This window comes from Arcticibacterium sp. (assembly GCF_055134445.1).
This window is the reverse complement of the sequence record NZ_JBSRVI010000135.1, coordinates 57,579-74,539: the sequence shown is the minus strand read 5'-3', so window position 1 is coordinate 74,539 and position 16,961 is coordinate 57,579. Positions and strand designations below refer to the sequence as shown.

Below are 16,961 nucleotides of genomic sequence, written 5' to 3'. Positions count from 1 at the left end.
AGAGATACTATTCCGGTATTACATATTCATTACCTGAATTTCTCTTACTTCTACATTGCCTTCTTCAAATTCTAGAACAGGGCAATCGTTGGCAATTTTCACTGCAGCATCATAATTAGCTGCTTTGCAGATAAGGTAGCCACCTACCATTTCTTTGCCTTCCATAAATGGGCCGTCAGAAACTACTTTGTCTTTTCCTGCTATAGTTTTACCCGTTTGGTGTAAGGGTTCAGCTCCTAACATTAAACCCTTTTCTGATAAGCCGCCCATCCAGGTAAACCATTTTTGCATGTGAGCCTGTTGCTCTTCTGGAGATTGTGTTGCCATTTGACCGTCTCCGCCTCTAAATAATAATAAGTAAGTGTTCATGATTGTTGTAATTTTTTGTTAAACATCGTTTTCAGGTTTAAGACGAATTCAGATGCTTTATTTGGACAGTGAAATAAGATTTATTTTTGAAGTTTATATAATATACCTATTATTCAGTAGGTTAAGGTATGCTTTTTTGATTTGCTAGATAGTTTTCTAAAATTTGAGGCCATATCTCGTGTTTAAAATTAAAGAGATTTAAATACCTGCTTCCAAAACTCCAAAACTAAATTGTCATAATCAGCTTTTCTAAGCATTTTTGCTAGATGAAATTAAGCGTTGTAATTCCTGCTTATAATGAAGCGGAATCTATTCCTGAAACCCTGAGGTCTTTACACAGTTGTTTGTCGAAGCATAATATTGACCATGAAATATGGGTGACCAATGATAATTCGAAAGATAATACGATAGAAGTTTTAACAGAGCTTCAGAAAGAAATACCAACACTGGTTTTTGAGACCAACGAAGGACCAAACGGTTTCGGCTACGCTGTAAGATATGGTTTGGAAAGGTTTACTGGTGATTGCGTAGCAGTTTTTATGGCTGATATGTCAGACGACCCTGAGGATTTGGTCAAGTATTATAGAACCATGCAGCTAAAGGACGTCGATTGTGTTTTTGGTAGCAGATGGATTAAAGGTGGTAAGGTGATAGATTATCCAAAGCACAAGAGGGTAATCAATAGGATGGCCAATTTTATTGTTAAAATGTTGATGAGAATTGACTACAATGATACTACCAATGCCTTTAAACTGTATAAAAGAGAAACCATGGATGGTCTTAAGCCATTTATGTCGCCGCATTTTAATCTGACTATTGAGCTACCGCTCAAAGCGATGGTAAGGGGTTATTCTTACGCTGTAGTTCCAAACAGTTGGACTAATAGAAAGTACGGCGAGTCGAAACTGAAAATAAAAGAAATGGGTAGCCGTTATTTCTTCATTTTGATGTACTGTTTTATTGAAAAATATTTCTCTCGAGGTGACTACATGAAAAAATCCTAAATCTACAATAGTATATGCAGTTTTTAAATCCAGGGCTTTTATGGGGTTTGTTGGTGCTAGCGGTACCAGTGGTTATCCATTTGTTTAATTTCCGTAGAACCAAGAAAGTGTATTTTACTAATGTAGCTTTTCTAAAGAAAGTAGAAACCGAAACTTCCTCTTTCAGAAAGCTCAAGCAATGGCTCATTATGGCAGCCAGAATGCTCTTTTTAGCGGCCTTAGTTTTAGCTTTTGCTCAGCCTTTTTTACCTGCTCAAAATGGGTCGAGTTCGAATTCGAGTGCTTTGGGAATAAACGGATTGTATCTGGATAATTCCTTGAGTATGCAGAATACCTCAGATAATAAGCGTTTCATTGATTTAGCGGTAGTTAAAATTGACGAACTTCTTTCGCTTTTTAAAAATCAACAGAATATTCAGTTAACAACGAATGACTTCTCTGGTGAAGACCAGTTTGCCAATAGTGCCACCAAAGTAAAGGATAGATTAACGGCTGTGAAGTTTTCTCCGGAAGCAAGAAGCTTAGCAGCCATTTACAGAAGGCAAGTGAGCATGGCAGAGAAAGAAAGTTCGGGTTCAGAAAATAATTTCTTTTGGTTTTCCGACTTTCAAAAAAGTACTTCAGGAGATTTAGCTCAGCTAAAGACGGATAGCCTGAACAAGATCTATCTAGTACCAGTGCAGGGAGAGGTTTCCAGGAATGTTTTTGTGGACTCCGTTTGGTTGTCTTCACCTTTCATAAGAGAGATGCAAAACTCTTCTGTTAATGTAAAGGTGTATAATTCGGGTAATGAGACAGTAGAGAAAATGCCTATCAAACTGATGATTGATGGTGTGCAGACTTCCACGTCTTCTGTGACGGTAGGGCCAGAGAGTTATGCTACGGCCAGCTTTAATTTTACGGTTAGAACTAAAGGGCAGCACAAAGGCTCTGTCAGTTTTGATGATCAGCCTATTACTTTTGATAATGAGCAGTATTTTGTCATTGACGTTTCTCCGGCCATTAATATCTTACATCTGTTTCAAGAAAAAAGCCCCTCTGATTATGTGGCTAAACTTTATGACGATGATAGCCTTTTTAACTTTGAGCAATTCAGCATTAGAAATGTCAATCTTTCTAGGGTTTCTTCCGCAGACTTGGTGTTGTTAGAAGGAGCTTCAGTAATAGATGAAAACTTGAGGAATGCACTTCAGACTTTCGTGAAAAGTGGCGGTAGTTTGATAGTTATTCCTAACACTCGTCCAGATATTTTATCTTATCAAGGGTTGGTTTCCGGATTAGGTATAAATACACTTACAGGTATCATGGACAGTATTTCCGTGAATAACAGGGTGGAGCTGGAAGTCCCAGACAAAAACCAGTCTTTCTTTTCTGATGTGTTTGAGTATTCTTCCTCTTCTGTGGTTTTAAACTTGCCATCCACGCAGCCGGTTATTCAGTGGACAGGCTTGGGAGAACGATTATTAAATCTAAAGAGTGGAAAGTCGTTTTTAAGTAAAACAGACTTTGGTAAAGGTTCTTTGTATTTATTATCATCCCCATTACTCAGCAATTACGGGAATTTTGCAGAGCATGCTCTTTTTGTGCCTACGCTTTTTAAAATAGCGGCCTTAAGTATTAAACCTCAAAAGTTGGCCTATAATTTCAATGAGGGTACATTGGTGATTCCGTTTCCTAATGCCCCAAAAAATGCCATTTATAGTCTAAAGAAAGGCGATTTTGAGATATTACCTATACAGAGAGTAAGAGGAAATAACCTTTTATTGGAATTGCCTTCTTCTGCAGATTTATCGGATAACCAGGAATTAGAATCGGGCTTTTATGAATTAAAAGTAGACGGTGTAACCAAAACCGTTTTAGGGCTAAATCACGACTCCAAAGAGTCTAGAATGGGAAACTATACGCCAGATGAACTAAGAGAAGCATTTAAGGGAATGTCCAATATAACCGTGTTTGACAATGTTCAGGATGGCGATTTTATCAGCACTTTTGCGGAGCAAAACTTCGGGAAACAGCTGTGGAAATATTTCTTATATGCTGCATTGGTGTTTCTTCTTATGGAAGTCTTAATGGTTAGGTTTATGAAGGGCTAATGCTAGGATTTTCTGAACTTAGGAATTAACATAGGCGTCTCAGATTTATATTTAAGGTATTGGTCTCCATATAGTTTAATGAGCTTTTTCTCTTCCCATTTTATGCCAATCAATATGTAAATGGTATTTGCCATGCAAAAAGCCAAGTTCAAATATGTATTACTAAAAAGAAACCAACCCCAGAAAATCATTAATGTGGCCGTGTAAAGTGGGTGTCTTACTTTACTTAAAATGCCATTCGTTTTGAAAGGTTCGGTATCTGTAGCGGAAAAAGTAAGACCAAAGAACATTTTAGTGTCATAGACCTTAAAGGCCTTTCTGAGTATGGCTAAGCCTAATCCAGCCATAACACCTCCGGCTAATCTTATTTCTCGGTAGTTTTCCCATACATTTTCCGAGTCTGTTATAAAATGAAAGTATAGTAATGGAAGCGGTGTAATTACGGCAGACAAAACAAAGAAAAGTCTATATTTTCTAAATAATGAAGGTAAATGTTGAGCTACAAAACCCTTAGCCTGAGTACTAGCCAATAAACTATGGAATAAACCATAAGCTAGCCAGCCAAAGAAAATCAATAAAGTAGGAAGTGCCAATTTCAAATCTTTTTTTTGACTTGAAATTAGCACTTTTAAATGGAAGATGATATCTTTTAATCTCTGCTTACATGACTAGCACCACTGGTGTCGGAATCCAAGTCTTTAACTTTTCCGAAGGAAGCATGGCTAGCACCACTGGCTTCTACATTAGCTCTGCCTACAATGGCTTCTTTTGCTTTGAGGTGGCTAGCACCAGATAAATCCACGTTCATTTTTTCTATTCTTCCTTTTATTTCTATATGAGAAGCTCCAGAAGCATCTACATTTAACTCCTCAGTTTCGACGGCTATTTTTGCTTTGGCTGCACCAGAAACATCCACATTTAAGTCATGCAGACCCTTAAAGGGATATAAGCTGAGCTGGCTGGCACCAGAAAGATCTAAAGACTCAATGTCTGGCATAGTGATGTATATTTTTACTTTTCCTCTGCTACCGGTGATATTGTCCCAGAAGTTCCAGTTGTTATTAAAACCAATGTTTAATTCTCCATGGCTTACGCTCACTTCTAGATCTTCTAAGTCTTTTTTCTTTTCTGCTAAAACTTTTACGCTGTATTCGCTAGCTTGTTTTACCCTTACCTCAAAAGACCCACCTACGTCAATCGCATTAAAATTGCTGAGTTTGTAACTTCTTTTGAACCCGTCTTGGGCATAAAGATGTGAGCAAATTAAGGTAAGGAGTAAAATTAGCTTTTTCATAATAATAGTTTTGTTGCAGGTTAGATGCATCTTCCTTAAAGATGGTTGCAGTTAATCTCTATTTACAGAGCTAGCACCGCTAGTGTTTGAGCGTAAAGAGCCTACTTTTCCAAAATCTGCATGACTGGCTCCACTGGCATCCACATATGCTCTTTCTATTTCAGCACGCTTTCCGTTAAATCTGCTAGCCCCAGAAAGGTCAAGTTCAATGTCTTCGGCTGTGCCTCTTATTTCTAAAGTGGAAGCCCCAGAGGCATCTACTCTCACTTTTTTGGCTTCTATATCTAGTTTGGCATTAGATGCTCCGGAAAGGTCTATGTCTAAATTATTTACATTTTCAAAGGATAGAACTTTGATTTTCGATGCTCCTGATATATCAAGAGATTCAATGTTTGGCATGGTAATGTATGCCAATACTCTGCCTCTGTTCTCGAAAAATCTATCTTTGAAATCAATATCTAGCTCACGGCCATTGAGTTTGATATTTAGATCTTCAATATCCCTTTCTCTTTCTGCCATAAACTCCACATTGAAAGTGTCCCCTTGCATAATTAAAACATGAAAAGATCCTCCCACTTCTATTCCATCGAAGTTTTTTATGTCAAAAATACGGTTAGGACCATCTCCCATACGTTCGAAATCTCTGTCATTGTCGTTATAATCATAATGGCTTCTGTTATTAAACGCCTTTTGAGCATCTTCGTCTAAAACCTCGCAGCCCTCGCATTCTAATTCACCATTGCTATTAATCTTAAAAATAAGGGCATCAAAGTCGTTTCCATCTAAACCATATTTTCTTTTTAAATTCCAGTTGTCCTTTAATAGATTACTGGCGAATTCATTGCTCATGTGTACTCTTTGGCCAACCGGAAGCTTGATTTCTACATAGACTTTTTGATTTCTAAAGCCTGTGTTTTGGTCTAGTCTAGCCCTTTCATCGAAAATTAATACAGAATCTTTTTGAACGATGTTATAAGTGAGACTTTTGGCATTCTCTTTGGCTATTTCTCTCGTTCTTCCAGATGCAGAATATTTTCTTTCAACACTTACGTCATTATTATCAGATTCTAATATTCTCACTTGGGTGTTAAAGTCGAAATCGTTATCTAAGTAGTTGTTATTGGCATCTAAATAAATAATATCACTAGTGAAGCTATAGGTTTCATTCTGGGTTACAAATGCATTTTTAGCATAGTTCATAGAGTATTTTCCACCATAAATAGCCAAACCTACTAAACCTAGTAACCAAAGCCCAAGTCCAGTCAACCAGAAGTTTCTATTTCCGAGCCTGTTGTTGGTGATAAGAAAAATGCCTGAAATTAATATTCCAATAGCTGGCAAGGCCGTAGCTAGGAATAAAAAGATACCAGCTGAAGGATCTAAATCTCTGGTGAATAACGCAATGCTATCATTTTGAGAAAACCAGGAGTGCTCGGTCATGAGTCCGAAAAAGGCTCCTGTAGCTACTACCGCAGAAACGGTTAATCCCAATCCTAAAACACTTAAGCCAATGCCTATAAAAACTCTAAAGACGGGGCCTAGCTTAGAAAGCAAATGACCAATTCCTTGAAATAGCTTTCCTAATATTCTGAAAGGCAACAGTAATAGTGTTGTGAGGGTACTTTCGTTACTAACGTTTGGGCTAGAAGAATCAGAAAGGTTTTGTTTAATATTACTATCAATGTTTTCAATAGTAACAGGTTCGCCTTTCATTTCCATTTTCTGGGTTAAGCTTTGAGCTATTGGTGAAGCCACCCAAAGTACCAGGTATGCTATTATACCAACGCCAAAGAACGCTACACCTACTACAAAAACGACCCTGATAAGTGCCACATCCAAGGAAAAGTAAGACGCAAGACCACTGGCCACACCGGCGACTACTTTGTTTTCGCCATTTCTATAAAACTTCTTAATGTTCTCTTGTTCCTCGAGATTTTCGCTTGCTGGGAAGGCTATCCAGCAAATGATATAGGCAAGTACAAAGAATCCTCCAATGCCCGACTCAATTAAGCCTAAGGCTGCTACTAAAAAGATAACTCTAAACCAGACGACGTCCACATTGAAGTGGTTTGCCAAGCCAGCCAGTACGCCACCAAGTGCCTTTCTTTTGGTGTCTCTATATAATTTTTTAGAGGCTTTTCTTTCTGATTGTTGCTCAGATTTATTTTCAGTTTTTGTGTTGGTTTCCGCAGAGAAGGCTTCTTCTTCCTCCTCTTCAATAGCTTGGAAATCGGCTACGGTCCCCATGCTGGCCATGACCTTTGCCACATCTTCCGCTCCAATGACAGGAAGCTCCTCGGGTTTGTTTTTGCCGATGAACTTCTCAGCAACTCTGGCTTCAATATCAGCTACTATTTCATCGCTACTTTCATAATTGGAAAAGTATTTTTGAATGGAGCTGAGATAGCCGTTTAGAATTTCGTAAGCATCTTCTTCAATGTTGAAGACCACTCCCGATATATTTATTTGTATTGTCTTTTTCATAACTAAATAATTGATAACCAGTATTATGGTGCTTATTTCTTCTTAGATGTAATAGTTTTTACAGATGCAGATAAACCTGCCCAAGTGCCTTCTAAGGCTTGTAGAGAAGTTTCTCCACCTTCTGTTAATATATAGTATTTCCTCGGTGGCCCTGAGACTGATTCTACCCATTTATAGTCAAGGAGACCTGCGTTTTTTAATCGAGTAAGTAGGGGGTAAAGTGTGCCTTCCACTACCATCATTTTGGCTTCAATGAGCTCATCTAAAATTTCGGAAGCGTAAATCTCGCCTCTCGAAATAATATGCAGAATGCAGTATTCTAAAATACCTTTTCGCATCTGCACTTTGGCATTCTCTATTTTCATTCGTTTTTGATTTTTAAAAGATGAGACACGGTGGTCTCACCTTCTATTATTGTTTCTAGATTTTTCATAATTGTGATACAAACATAATGGAAGGTACTTGGTTATGCAAGATACTATATGAATTATTTTTCGTATTTCGGGATAATAGGTTTTAAAGGGAGTTTTAGTGGTAGATTTTAGGACTTTGGAAGCTGAGGTTTTACGTTTTGGCCTTATATTTATAAAAACAACCCAACAAACATGAAGCTTTTAAGTACTGCTTTTATTTTCGTAATTATTATTTCTTCTTACTGTAATGCCCAAGAATCTCAAACTGTAGTTCCACTTTTTAATGGTAAGTCTCTAGACGGCTGGCATATAGATGTTCCTGAGATAGATAAAAATCCAGAAGCTGTTAATCCATTTTTTGTACGTGATGGGAAGCTCGTCACTCTGGGTACTCCGGGTGGCCATCTTATTACAGATGAATCTTTTAAAAATTATCGTATAAATTTAGAATACAGGTTTGTGGGTACGCCAGGAAACTGCGGTGCATTGGTACATGTATCCAAGCCTAGAAGGCTTTACGACATGTTTCCGCAGTCTGTGGAGGTTCAGCTAAAACATACCAACGCTGGAGACTTCTGGTGTATCGGTGAAAATATTGAGGTGCCCAATATGGAGTTAAGAAGAGGTCCAAAGGAAGACTGGGGAATAGATGGTAAGAAAAATAGAAGAATTCCAAATTTGACTGGTAACGTGGAGAATGAACCTGGTGAGTGGAATAGCATGCAGATTGAGTGTTTTAAGGACAAAGTAAAAGTTTGGTTGAATGGCAGTCTTGTTAATTATGGTTATCATGCCACAGCACAAAGCGGGAGATTTGCATTGCAATCCGAAGGTTCTGAGGTAGAATTTAGAAAAGTAGATTATCAGCCAATAAAAAAAATGAGCAAATAAGGTTGTATATGTAAATGGCAGAAGGTTTGTTGTAATGGTCTTATGGGATGTGATTTACAGCGGTATTTCTTCTTTTTAATATCTAGAGTTAGTGCTAAAGGATTAAAAACGACTGCTATTTGGCAGTCTATTTAATAAAAAAATATTCTTAGTTATGCGACTAGCCGCTTGTCGGTATGGTTTTTGTCAATTTTAATTATAAATGAAAGCCTGTACAAGGCTTTCTCTAACTAATATTTTTGAGATGATGAAAATAGTGAGTCGCTATTTATTGCCAATAACTGTATTGTGTTTCACCTTTATTACTTCCAAAGGACAGGACATGTCTATGGTTGTACCTAATTATGAATTCAAGGGTGAATTAGACCATATGCAGCTAGTTTCTGGCAAAAGTGCACCTAAGGGAGCTTTGGAGAGCTTTAAGGTGGCGGATGTTTCTGTTTTATGTAATAACGGAGATTTTAGAATTACGAATATTACGAATATCAGAAATGAACTCTATATGGGTGGTCTTTGTAATGGAGGGCTGGTTGGAAACAAAGAAGATTTAGTGGTTTACGTTTTGAAAATTGAAAATGAAGGGATTAAACATAAAGGAAAAGTTTTGGCTTCATTTCCATTAAATTTTAAAGAGAATCAGATGCAAAGTGGAGAATGGCTTCCTTGGAATTTTGATACTGATAAAAGACAACCTGTGCTGTTGTTTATATATTTTGACCAAATGGAAAATCTTGTAATGGGTGTTTCCGACAGACAATGGACTAAGCGTATAGCAGAGGAAGATAATGACGAAATCGGGGATTTTACTTCCACAGAACTCGACGGAATTGATGTGGTATATTGGGAACCCAATACTAAGTTAGGTAGGCTTGCTAATGCTTGGGAGAAATCTAAAAGTATAAAAGAGTTTATGGGAAAAAATGAATTGAAAATCCTTGAAAAGGGTAGTAGTTTAAATAGGTAGAAACAGAAATCCTTTAAATAGGATGGCAGATATACTCAAAAAAAGAGGAAGTATCATAAGTAAAACGTAAGTTTTGAGAATTACTTATTCAAAATATTCTCAGATAGGAGTTTAAATAAAAATAGGCTGTCTCACACTTTTGAGACAGCCTATTTTTTGGTCTAATTTCGACCCGTTTTATGCATTGGAGAATCGTAATGAGTGGTTTAAGTGGAATAAATCAGGCATTTAAACGAGGTTAGCATAGCAGTTTACCCTGAGCTAAAGTCGAAGGGTTCTGATGATTGAATTTAAGTGTATTTACGAACTGATTTGAAGCAATTTAGCTACAGTCCCGATAACGATCGGGAGATTTTCTAATACATAAGCGGTTTTAATATACCTTAATTATGTTTTAGGCCTTAAGCCGCCTTATTCGGCTTAAAGTTGACGAGTTCATTTGTAAATAAGAGGCAATATACTTGTCACTTACTCTATGGCTTAAATTAGGGAAGGATTCTAAAAATAGCTTATACCTGTCTGCACCTTTTCTATGCCTCATGTAAATGTCCGTTCTTTTTTCTTGACGAATTACAGTTTCTTTTAGCATCAAAAAAGCAAGTCTGTTTATAAAAGGTAATTCGTAGCTAAACGCTTTAAGTTTTTCTTTGCTTAAAACAAGGGCTTTTATGGGTTCTATGGTCTGCGTGAAACACTTTGACTTTTGAACTTCTAAAAGACTATTATTAGAAAAGTAGAATTCGCCCTCCTTAATAAACTGTATGGTATTGTCTTCGTCTTTATTAGCATCAAAAGTGAAAAACTCTCTTGCTAAGCCTTTTGTAATATAAAATATGTTTTCAGAAAGTTCTTCTTGCTGGACTAAAAAAGCGTGTTTTGGGTAATTAACGGGCTTAAATAGTTTCAGAATCTCTGATGCTTCGGCATTTTTGAAATGAAAAAGTTCTTGTAGTGTAGTTTCCAATGTAATCATCGTGGCATGAATGAAAGGTGTGAACTTATTCTGAAAATTCTGGTATCCAGAATTCTTTGAAAGTTGTTAGTGTGTAATACTTTTTTGGCTATAAAATGTATATAAATGTCAATAAAATTGATTGAAAATAAGCAAGAAAATGGACATCTGGCTGGTTTGTCGATACGAATGATAGGAATATTTAGGTATTTACTATAAGAAATCTTAGCGTCATTTTTTATGAGATGACGATTTAAAACAAGTAGAACTAAAGTAGGCTTTGCCAAAGGTAAAAGGTGGCATAGGCCTGCCACCCTTCCCATTTTTTAGAAAGGTCTTCAAGTTCTTTTAAATTAGGTTTTTCTGGGAGACATAAATGTTTTTTAATGGCATTATGGATGCCCACATCTTCTATCGGAAAAGCCTCCTTAAAGTTTAGGCATCTCATAAGCGTGTAGTTGGCAGACCAATTACCAATACCCTTAATTTTAGTAAGTCGTTTCTTAGCATCTTCAAAATTCAAAATACTTAAGAGCTCCTTAGACAAAGAGCCATCTATTATTTCTAAAGCCACGCCACGAATGTATTTGACTTTTTGGCTTGAAAACTTCATTTGTCTAAAGGATTCATCAGGAATTTCTAGTATGGCTGTAGGGCTCGGGAAAGTATAAAAGCTTTTACCTTCAAAATCTAAAGTTCTTCCAGCACTTTCTACTAAAGCCTTTTTACAGCTGTAAGCAAATGATAAGTTTATTTGCTGTCCTATGATACTCCAGGAAAGTGCCTCAAAAAGTTCAGGGGCTTTGACAATCCTTAAACCCTTAAATTCTTGAATAAACCCTCCTAGTATTTTGTCATTTTCTACAAGCTTATAAAATGCAGTAAGATCTGTTTCTATGTCAAACCATTCTTTAATATAGTATGTGATTTTTGAGGCTTGATGTTCTGTGGGTATTTTGTCAGGGAAACTTAAGGTAATATGCGTAGGAGAGAAGGTGATTTTGGTTAAAATTAAGGTTTTATCGAAAGGGAAAACCTTCCAAATAACATCATTACTATCTATCGTAAAAGTTATTTCATGAATAGATCTTTTGAGGTATTGAAAAAGTGCCTTCTGGTTAAATGGATTTGGTAATGGTATGGCTATCATGCCTTGCTTAGGTATTTTGGGATTAGTTTCTCATCTAGGTTTCCACCCGTAAGTATAACCGCCACCTTCTTGCCTTTAAATTTTTCTTTGTGCTTTATTAATGCCGCAAAAGAGACTGCGGCAGAAGGTTCAACTATAATATTGAGATGTTTGTATATCAAATTCAAAGCGTTCAAGATCTCATCTTCACTCACTAAAAGAATGCCTTTTACGTGATTCCGGATAATACCTAACGTTCTTTCACTTAAATGTGTTTGTAGTCCGTCTGCAATAGTATCAACGTATTTTGCATGCTCTACTTTTCCAGATTTAAATGAAAAAATGGCATCCGCGGCACCTTCCGGTTCTGCCCCATACACCTCGCAATTGTTTGACCAATAACGCACAGATAATCCTGTTCCGCTTAAGAGTCCACCGCCACCTACGGGAGGAATAATGATTTCTATTTCTGGAATATCCTCAATGATCTCTTTGGCCACTGTGGCCTGACCAGTAATCACATGATGATTGTCGAATGGATGAATGAAAATAGCTCCATATTCTAGAACTATTTTATTGGCAGTATTTTGCCTTGCTTCCGGTGTATTTTTACAAAATATAACTTCCGCTCCGAGTTCTTTTACTTTATTTACTTTAATGTCTGGAGCCGTCTCTGGCATAACTATCCAGCTTTTAGCATTTCTGATGTTACCAGCATAAACTAAGGCTTGTGCATGATTGCCAGAGGAGTGTGTTACCAAGCCGCGGTCGATCTCAGGGTGGGTGAGCTGTAAAACAGCATTCAAACCTCCTCTTGCTTTGAAAGCTCCTATCTTTTGTTCGTTTTCACATTTAAAATACAGTTCTAGATTTAAATCATTGTTTAAATCTCTATTTGTAACTAGTGAAGTTCTATTGATATAGGGTTTTATTCTTTCATGACAGTCAATGATTTCTTGTTTAGTGGGTTCTAAATGACTTTCCATCTCCTTTATTTTATGATAGGGAAATTAACTCTTTTTGTATTATGGTACCTATAGATAGGGAAAAGAAGTAGCAACAAACGGTTGAAAACGGATTTAGTAATTTTTTGTACGTGGATCTATTGCCATATTCAGGGACTTATAATGAAGGAGCGGTTTGTCTCGAATTTAACTCGGAATTAGTGTTTTATTTTATTTCTGCAGTCACCCAGTTTGGAAATTACGGAAAGCCTAGTATGGCCTTATAAGTGTTCATCAAGTAAAGATTAGTTACTCGTAAACTATCTTTGGATAGGTCGACATACTCGCGGTAAAAAGAAAAGCCCGAGATGTGTAACATCTCGGGCTTAAAGAACTTGAAAAGTAGGCCTTATGCTTTTACTTTTATTTTCTGACCAACTTTAACTGTATTGTCAGACATACCGTTTAGTTGCTTAATTTGCTCTATAGAGTAACCATATCTTTGAGAAATAGCCCATAGGGTATCACCTGCCTGTACAGTGTAAATCACAATATTGGTGTCGTCTGTTGATTTTACTTTGTCGTATACTCTTTCTGTAACAGTAGTGAAATAAACCAAACGCTGTCCTTTTTGGATTTCGTTTGATTTTAAGTTATTCCATTGTTTTAAATCAGAAATGGATGTACCATAGTCTCTTGCCAAATGTGTTAGATTATCACCTCTTCCAACTGTATGATATTTTTTTACAGTTCTTGTTTCATTTCTATATGAAGGCGTACTAGGAGCTGCTTTGGCTACTACCTTAGGCTGTTCTACTTTAGAATTTTCTTTTGCCTCATGGCTTACTACTTTTACATTACTTCTTTCCTCGTTGGTATTTTCAGCAATGAGTGTTTTGTTCTCAACCTTAGCTGTCTTGGAAGGAGTTAATTCATCATAAACTTTAGTGGATTCCGTAGTGTAATAAACTAACCTTTGTCCTTTTTGTATGGTACTTGAGTTCAGGTTATTCCATTTTTTCAGCTCCGATACTCCAACACCGTTAGATGATGCTATTTTTCCTAGATAGTCGCCACTTCCTACTCTATGGTATTTTTTTACAGTTTTTGTTTCATAATGAAAACTGCCTTTTGCGTCCGTAATGGAAACAATGTCGTCTGTAGGGGAAACTGTAGATAAATTAGAGGCTAATTCCATGATACAGTCTTGGTTATCTCTAAAATACGCATAGGTTTCTAGTGGAATTTTTATGTCCAGACCTTTTGCATAAGATGGGATATCCGTGGTAATGATATGAGGATTTAACCTTTGGATGGTGGCTAAGTCCAAATAATTTAATTCAGCAAATGCAGCCAAATTTAATGGGCCATCCAGAATCAAATCTTTAGAAGCAATAGGGTAGAGGGTCTTTTCGATGTCAGGGAAAATACCGTGCTCAGCAGAATAGTTCATTAAGTAATTCAATGCTGCCCACTGAGGAACATAAGCCCTTGTATCTCTATGAATATAATCATGTAATTCCCAATAGTCCGTTTTGCCAGACTTTCTGATGGCTCTTCTAATGTTTCCTGGTCCTGTGTTGTAAGAAGCCAGAGCCAATTCCCAATCGTGGAAGTAATTGTGTAACCAAGTAAGGTATTTAAAAGATGCTTCGGTAGATTTTTCTATGTGCATTCTTTCATCCACATAATTATTGATTTTCAAACCATATTCTCTTCCAGTAGGAGACATGAATTGCCATAGTCCTACCGCTTTTGCATGAGACACAACCGTTGGGTTAAGCCCAGACTCTAAAAGAGCTAGATATTTCATCTCATCAGGAATGCCAGCCTTGGCTAAGTATTTTTCAAATACTGGAAAGTAAAATTCTTTCCTTTCTAGCATTTGCTTTACAAAGTTAGGACGCCTGTATAAGAAATAATCAATGTATTTTTTAACGTGCTCATTGTAAGGCATGGGCATAATGTTTTCTAGACCTTGCACTCGAGCCGCTAAAACGTCATCATCTGCCGGAATAATCTGAAATTCTACTTTATCCCTTTCGTCCATTACGGTAATAGAACCCGGAAACGTAGCTTTCGGATTGACCGCAATTTTTTTAGAAATAGAATCTTTAGAAGCTGGTTCTGAAGAAACTTGATTCGTTTTAATTTCTTTATTGGGCTTGTTGCCAATAACAATTTGTTTCACCGGAACAATGGCATTCGTTATCGAGTCTGCCTGTGCAAAGCTGAAATTTATTGCAAGAAATGAAAGAACTGCACACAGTGCAGCAGATTTAGAGTTGACCATAAATTTTAGTAATTATATCCGAATGAAACACGTTATTATTAGGAAGTTGTTCAAATGTATGTTGGTAAATCCAAAAAGTCAATATTATTTTAACTTTTAACGTCTATGAATAGATGTTTAGTCAAACTTCTAAGCTGTTTTTGTTTTTTTATTGAAAAAGCTTTCTGAGAAAGCCACAAAACAAAATGCAACAGCACCCTAAATGTGCTGTTGCATTTTACTCAAATGAAGAAAATGAAAGTATCAATCTTCTCCCTTCGTTGCTTTTTCGATGTTTTCTTTAACATCCTTAGTGGCGTCTTTAAATTCTTTGATTCCTTTACCTAAGCCTTTGGCTAATTCAGGTAATTTCTTAGCACCAAAAAATAATAATATTACAAAGACGATAACGAAAATTTCCGTTCCACCTAAATTTCCCAAGAATAATAATGTAGCTAATTCCATGATATTTTCAGATATATAATTAAACAAAGATAAGTAAAAGATATGTAAGGAACAGGAAACTACGCTTTAATCAGTTGATATTTTTGTTAATTAACCAAAGATCAAACTTTTCTAGCTCTTCCCCCATGTTTCCTAAAACAAATGTAAGTAAGGCAATGTCATCAGCATAACCTAAAAAGGGTAAGAAATCAGGCAATAGGTCAATAGGAGAAATAAAATAGACAAGGCTAGCAATCATGATGACCAAATTCTTTAATTCTATATCACGATATTCTCCAGATGCATAAGCTTTCAGTAAACTACCAATGGTTACTAGTTTGGTCCGTATAGAATCGAATACACCACCCACACCTAAATTCTTAGACTTGTTAAGTGCATTTTTTAACAAGGCCAAAAGGCTTTTAGAGTTTTTGGAAATCCTATTGGCTTTTCCAAGAGAACTCTTGAAGAAAATAGAATTTAGAACCCTGGAAATTAAGTCTTCTGTATTTTGATTAGAACTCATTAAGAATGCTTTTTGATACTAAAACAACGGTATCTTAAAAAAAATTACTTTTTACATCATTTTTCTCAAAAATAGCTCAGATAGTTTTGGTTTAAGGCCTTTCGAGCAATATTTTTGTCAAACAATTAGGGACTAACCCAGTTGAGATTAATATTATAATCCTGTGGTTCTCCATGTAACGGGAATTGCTAAGAAAATACAAAAAGATAATGAAAGTAACTGTTATAGGTGCTGGTGCAGTAGGTTCAACGGCCGCTGATGTGATTGCTCGCAGAGAAGTAGCTGACGAGGTAGTATTATTGGATATTAAAGAGGGCATAGCGGAAGGTAAGGCTATGGACTTAATGCAAACGGCTTCTATTGAAGGGTTTGACAGTACTATCGTTGGATCTACAAATGATTACGGCAAGACTGCTAAATCTGATGTCATTGTGGTAACTTCTGGTATTCCTAGAAAACCAGGTATGAGCCGTGAGGATTTAATTGGAATAAATGCGGGTATTGTAAAAACGGTGGTTACCAATGCCTTGGAAGTATCTCCAAAAGCGGTCATTCTTATCGTTTCTAACCCGATGGATACCATGACTTATTTGACGTATCAAATAGCTCAAGAAATGGGTATCAACAAAAAACGTGTTATCGGAATGGGCGGAGCTCTTGATTCGGCTCGTTTTCGTTACAGATTGGGCGAAGCAATGAATACTTCAACCAACGATATCAACGGTATGGTAATCGGTGGTCATGGAGATGCCACTATGATTCCTTTAACCCGTTTGGCTACTTGGAATGGTCTTCCAGTTAGTAGATTTATCAACTCTGATGATTTAGCCGAGGTAGCTGCTAAAACGAAAGTTGGTGGAGCTACTCTAACAGGTCTTTTAGGTACTTCTGCTTGGTACGCTCCAGGAGCTGCTATTTGTCAAGTGGTAGAAGCTATTGTAAGAGATGAGCAAAGAATTATACCTTCTTGTGTTTACCTAAATGGTGAGTACGGTCAGAAAGATATTTGTATAGGTGTGCCAGTAGTAATAGGAAAAGGTGGATGGCAAAAAATCATCAATGTAAGATTAAGCAACGAAGAGAAAGCTGCTTTTGAAGCTTCTGCGGATGCCGTAAGAAATATGAACGAAGCCCTTAAAGGTCTTTAAGTTTCCTTCTTGAATTTACGTTAAAGCACGAATC

Annotated in this window: 16 protein-coding genes; 5 read left to right on the top strand and 11 right to left on the bottom strand. The window is 36.7% G+C overall.

Going from position 1 to position 16,961, the window contains the following annotated elements; all coding sequences use genetic code 11:
• Positions 1 to 18: 18 nt before the first annotated feature.
• Positions 19 to 369 (bottom strand): YciI family protein, encoded by a 351-nt coding sequence (locus tag ACTBZY_RS17665; protein ID WP_463047680.1) that lies wholly within the window; start codon positions 367 to 369, stop codon positions 19 to 21.
• A 266-nt stretch (positions 370 to 635) separates the two neighbouring features.
• Between ACTBZY_RS17665 and ACTBZY_RS17660 the strand changes: the two genes are divergently transcribed.
• Both ACTBZY_RS17660 and ACTBZY_RS17655 read left to right on the top strand, forming a co-directional pair.
• On the top strand, positions 636 to 1,373 hold the full coding sequence (locus ACTBZY_RS17660; RefSeq protein WP_463047679.1) for a glycosyltransferase family 2 protein: 738 nt from the start codon (positions 636 to 638) through the stop codon (positions 1,371 to 1,373).
• A 14-nt stretch (positions 1,374 to 1,387) separates the two neighbouring features.
• Positions 1,388 to 3,466: a BatA domain-containing protein gene (locus ACTBZY_RS17655; protein WP_463047678.1), complete on the top strand. Its 2,079-nt coding sequence runs from the start codon at positions 1,388 to 1,390 to the stop codon at positions 3,464 to 3,466.
• A gap of 2 nt (positions 3,467 to 3,468) precedes the next feature.
• Here ACTBZY_RS17655 and ACTBZY_RS17650 read toward each other — a convergent pair whose 3' ends face one another.
• Genes ACTBZY_RS17650 through ACTBZY_RS17635 form a run of 4 tightly spaced genes read right to left on the bottom strand, consistent with a single transcriptional unit; the run spans position 3,469 to position 7,609 of the window.
• The gene (locus tag ACTBZY_RS17650) at positions 3,469 to 4,065 is read right to left on the bottom strand and encodes a methyltransferase family protein (RefSeq protein ID WP_463047677.1); all 597 of its coding nucleotides are present in this window, start codon (positions 4,063 to 4,065) and stop codon (positions 3,469 to 3,471) included.
• Between the two features lie 50 nt (positions 4,066 to 4,115).
• Complete coding sequence (locus ACTBZY_RS17645; RefSeq protein ID WP_463047675.1) at positions 4,116 to 4,760, bottom strand: head GIN domain-containing protein; 645 nt, start codon at positions 4,758 to 4,760, stop codon at positions 4,116 to 4,118.
• A gap of 51 nt (positions 4,761 to 4,811) precedes the next feature.
• A complete protein-coding gene (locus ACTBZY_RS17640) occupies positions 4,812 to 7,244 on the bottom strand; it encodes a PspC domain-containing protein (RefSeq protein WP_463047674.1) in 2,433 nt (810 codons plus the stop codon).
• Between the two features lie 32 nt (positions 7,245 to 7,276).
• Entirely contained in the window at positions 7,277 to 7,609 is a 333-nt protein-coding gene (locus tag ACTBZY_RS17635) for a PadR family transcriptional regulator (RefSeq protein WP_463047673.1), read from the bottom strand.
• 240 nt (positions 7,610 to 7,849) lie between these two features.
• Here ACTBZY_RS17635 and ACTBZY_RS17630 point away from each other — a divergent pair, with 240 nt between their 5' ends.
• On the top strand, positions 7,850 to 8,548 hold the full coding sequence (locus ACTBZY_RS17630; RefSeq protein WP_463047672.1) for a 3-keto-disaccharide hydrolase: 699 nt from the start codon (positions 7,850 to 7,852) through the stop codon (positions 8,546 to 8,548).
• A gap of 202 nt (positions 8,549 to 8,750) precedes the next feature.
• Positions 8,751 to 9,512 carry a hypothetical protein gene (locus ACTBZY_RS17625; protein ID WP_463047671.1) on the top strand — a complete coding sequence of 254 codons (762 nt, stop codon included), beginning with the start codon at positions 8,751 to 8,753 and terminating at the stop codon, positions 9,510 to 9,512.
• 394 nt (positions 9,513 to 9,906) lie between these two features.
• Here the strand turns inward: ACTBZY_RS17625 and ACTBZY_RS17620 are convergent, their stop codons facing one another.
• From ACTBZY_RS17620 to ACTBZY_RS17595, 6 genes are all read right to left on the bottom strand, one after another.
• On the bottom strand, positions 9,907 to 10,485 hold the full coding sequence (locus ACTBZY_RS17620) for a Crp/Fnr family transcriptional regulator (protein WP_463047670.1): 579 nt from the start codon (positions 10,483 to 10,485) through the stop codon (positions 9,907 to 9,909).
• Positions 10,486 to 10,732: 247 nt separating this feature from the next.
• A complete protein-coding gene (locus tag ACTBZY_RS17615) occupies positions 10,733 to 11,614 on the bottom strand; it encodes a DNA-3-methyladenine glycosylase family protein (RefSeq protein ID WP_463047669.1) in 882 nt (293 codons plus the stop codon).
• The gene (locus ACTBZY_RS17610) at positions 11,611 to 12,579 is read right to left on the bottom strand and encodes a threonine ammonia-lyase (protein ID WP_463047668.1); all 969 of its coding nucleotides are present in this window, start codon (positions 12,577 to 12,579) and stop codon (positions 11,611 to 11,613) included. Before ACTBZY_RS17610 ends, ACTBZY_RS17615 begins: the two co-directional genes overlap by 4 nt.
• A gap of 367 nt (positions 12,580 to 12,946) precedes the next feature.
• Entirely contained in the window at positions 12,947 to 14,830 is a 1,884-nt protein-coding gene (locus ACTBZY_RS17605) for a LysM peptidoglycan-binding domain-containing protein (RefSeq protein WP_463047667.1), read from the bottom strand.
• A gap of 243 nt (positions 14,831 to 15,073) precedes the next feature.
• Positions 15,074 to 15,274: a Sec-independent protein translocase subunit TatA/TatB gene (locus ACTBZY_RS17600; RefSeq protein ID WP_463047666.1), complete on the bottom strand. Its 201-nt coding sequence runs from the start codon at positions 15,272 to 15,274 to the stop codon at positions 15,074 to 15,076.
• A gap of 70 nt (positions 15,275 to 15,344) precedes the next feature.
• A complete protein-coding gene (locus ACTBZY_RS17595; protein ID WP_463047665.1) occupies positions 15,345 to 15,779 on the bottom strand; it encodes a YkvA family protein in 435 nt (144 codons plus the stop codon).
• A 209-nt stretch (positions 15,780 to 15,988) separates the two neighbouring features.
• On the opposite strand from ACTBZY_RS17595, the gene mdh reads away from it, so the two are divergent.
• Positions 15,989 to 16,927, top strand: coding sequence for a malate dehydrogenase (gene mdh, locus ACTBZY_RS17590; protein WP_463047664.1), 939 nt, complete (start codon positions 15,989 to 15,991; stop codon positions 16,925 to 16,927).
• The last annotated feature ends 34 nt before the right edge of the window (positions 16,928 to 16,961 follow it).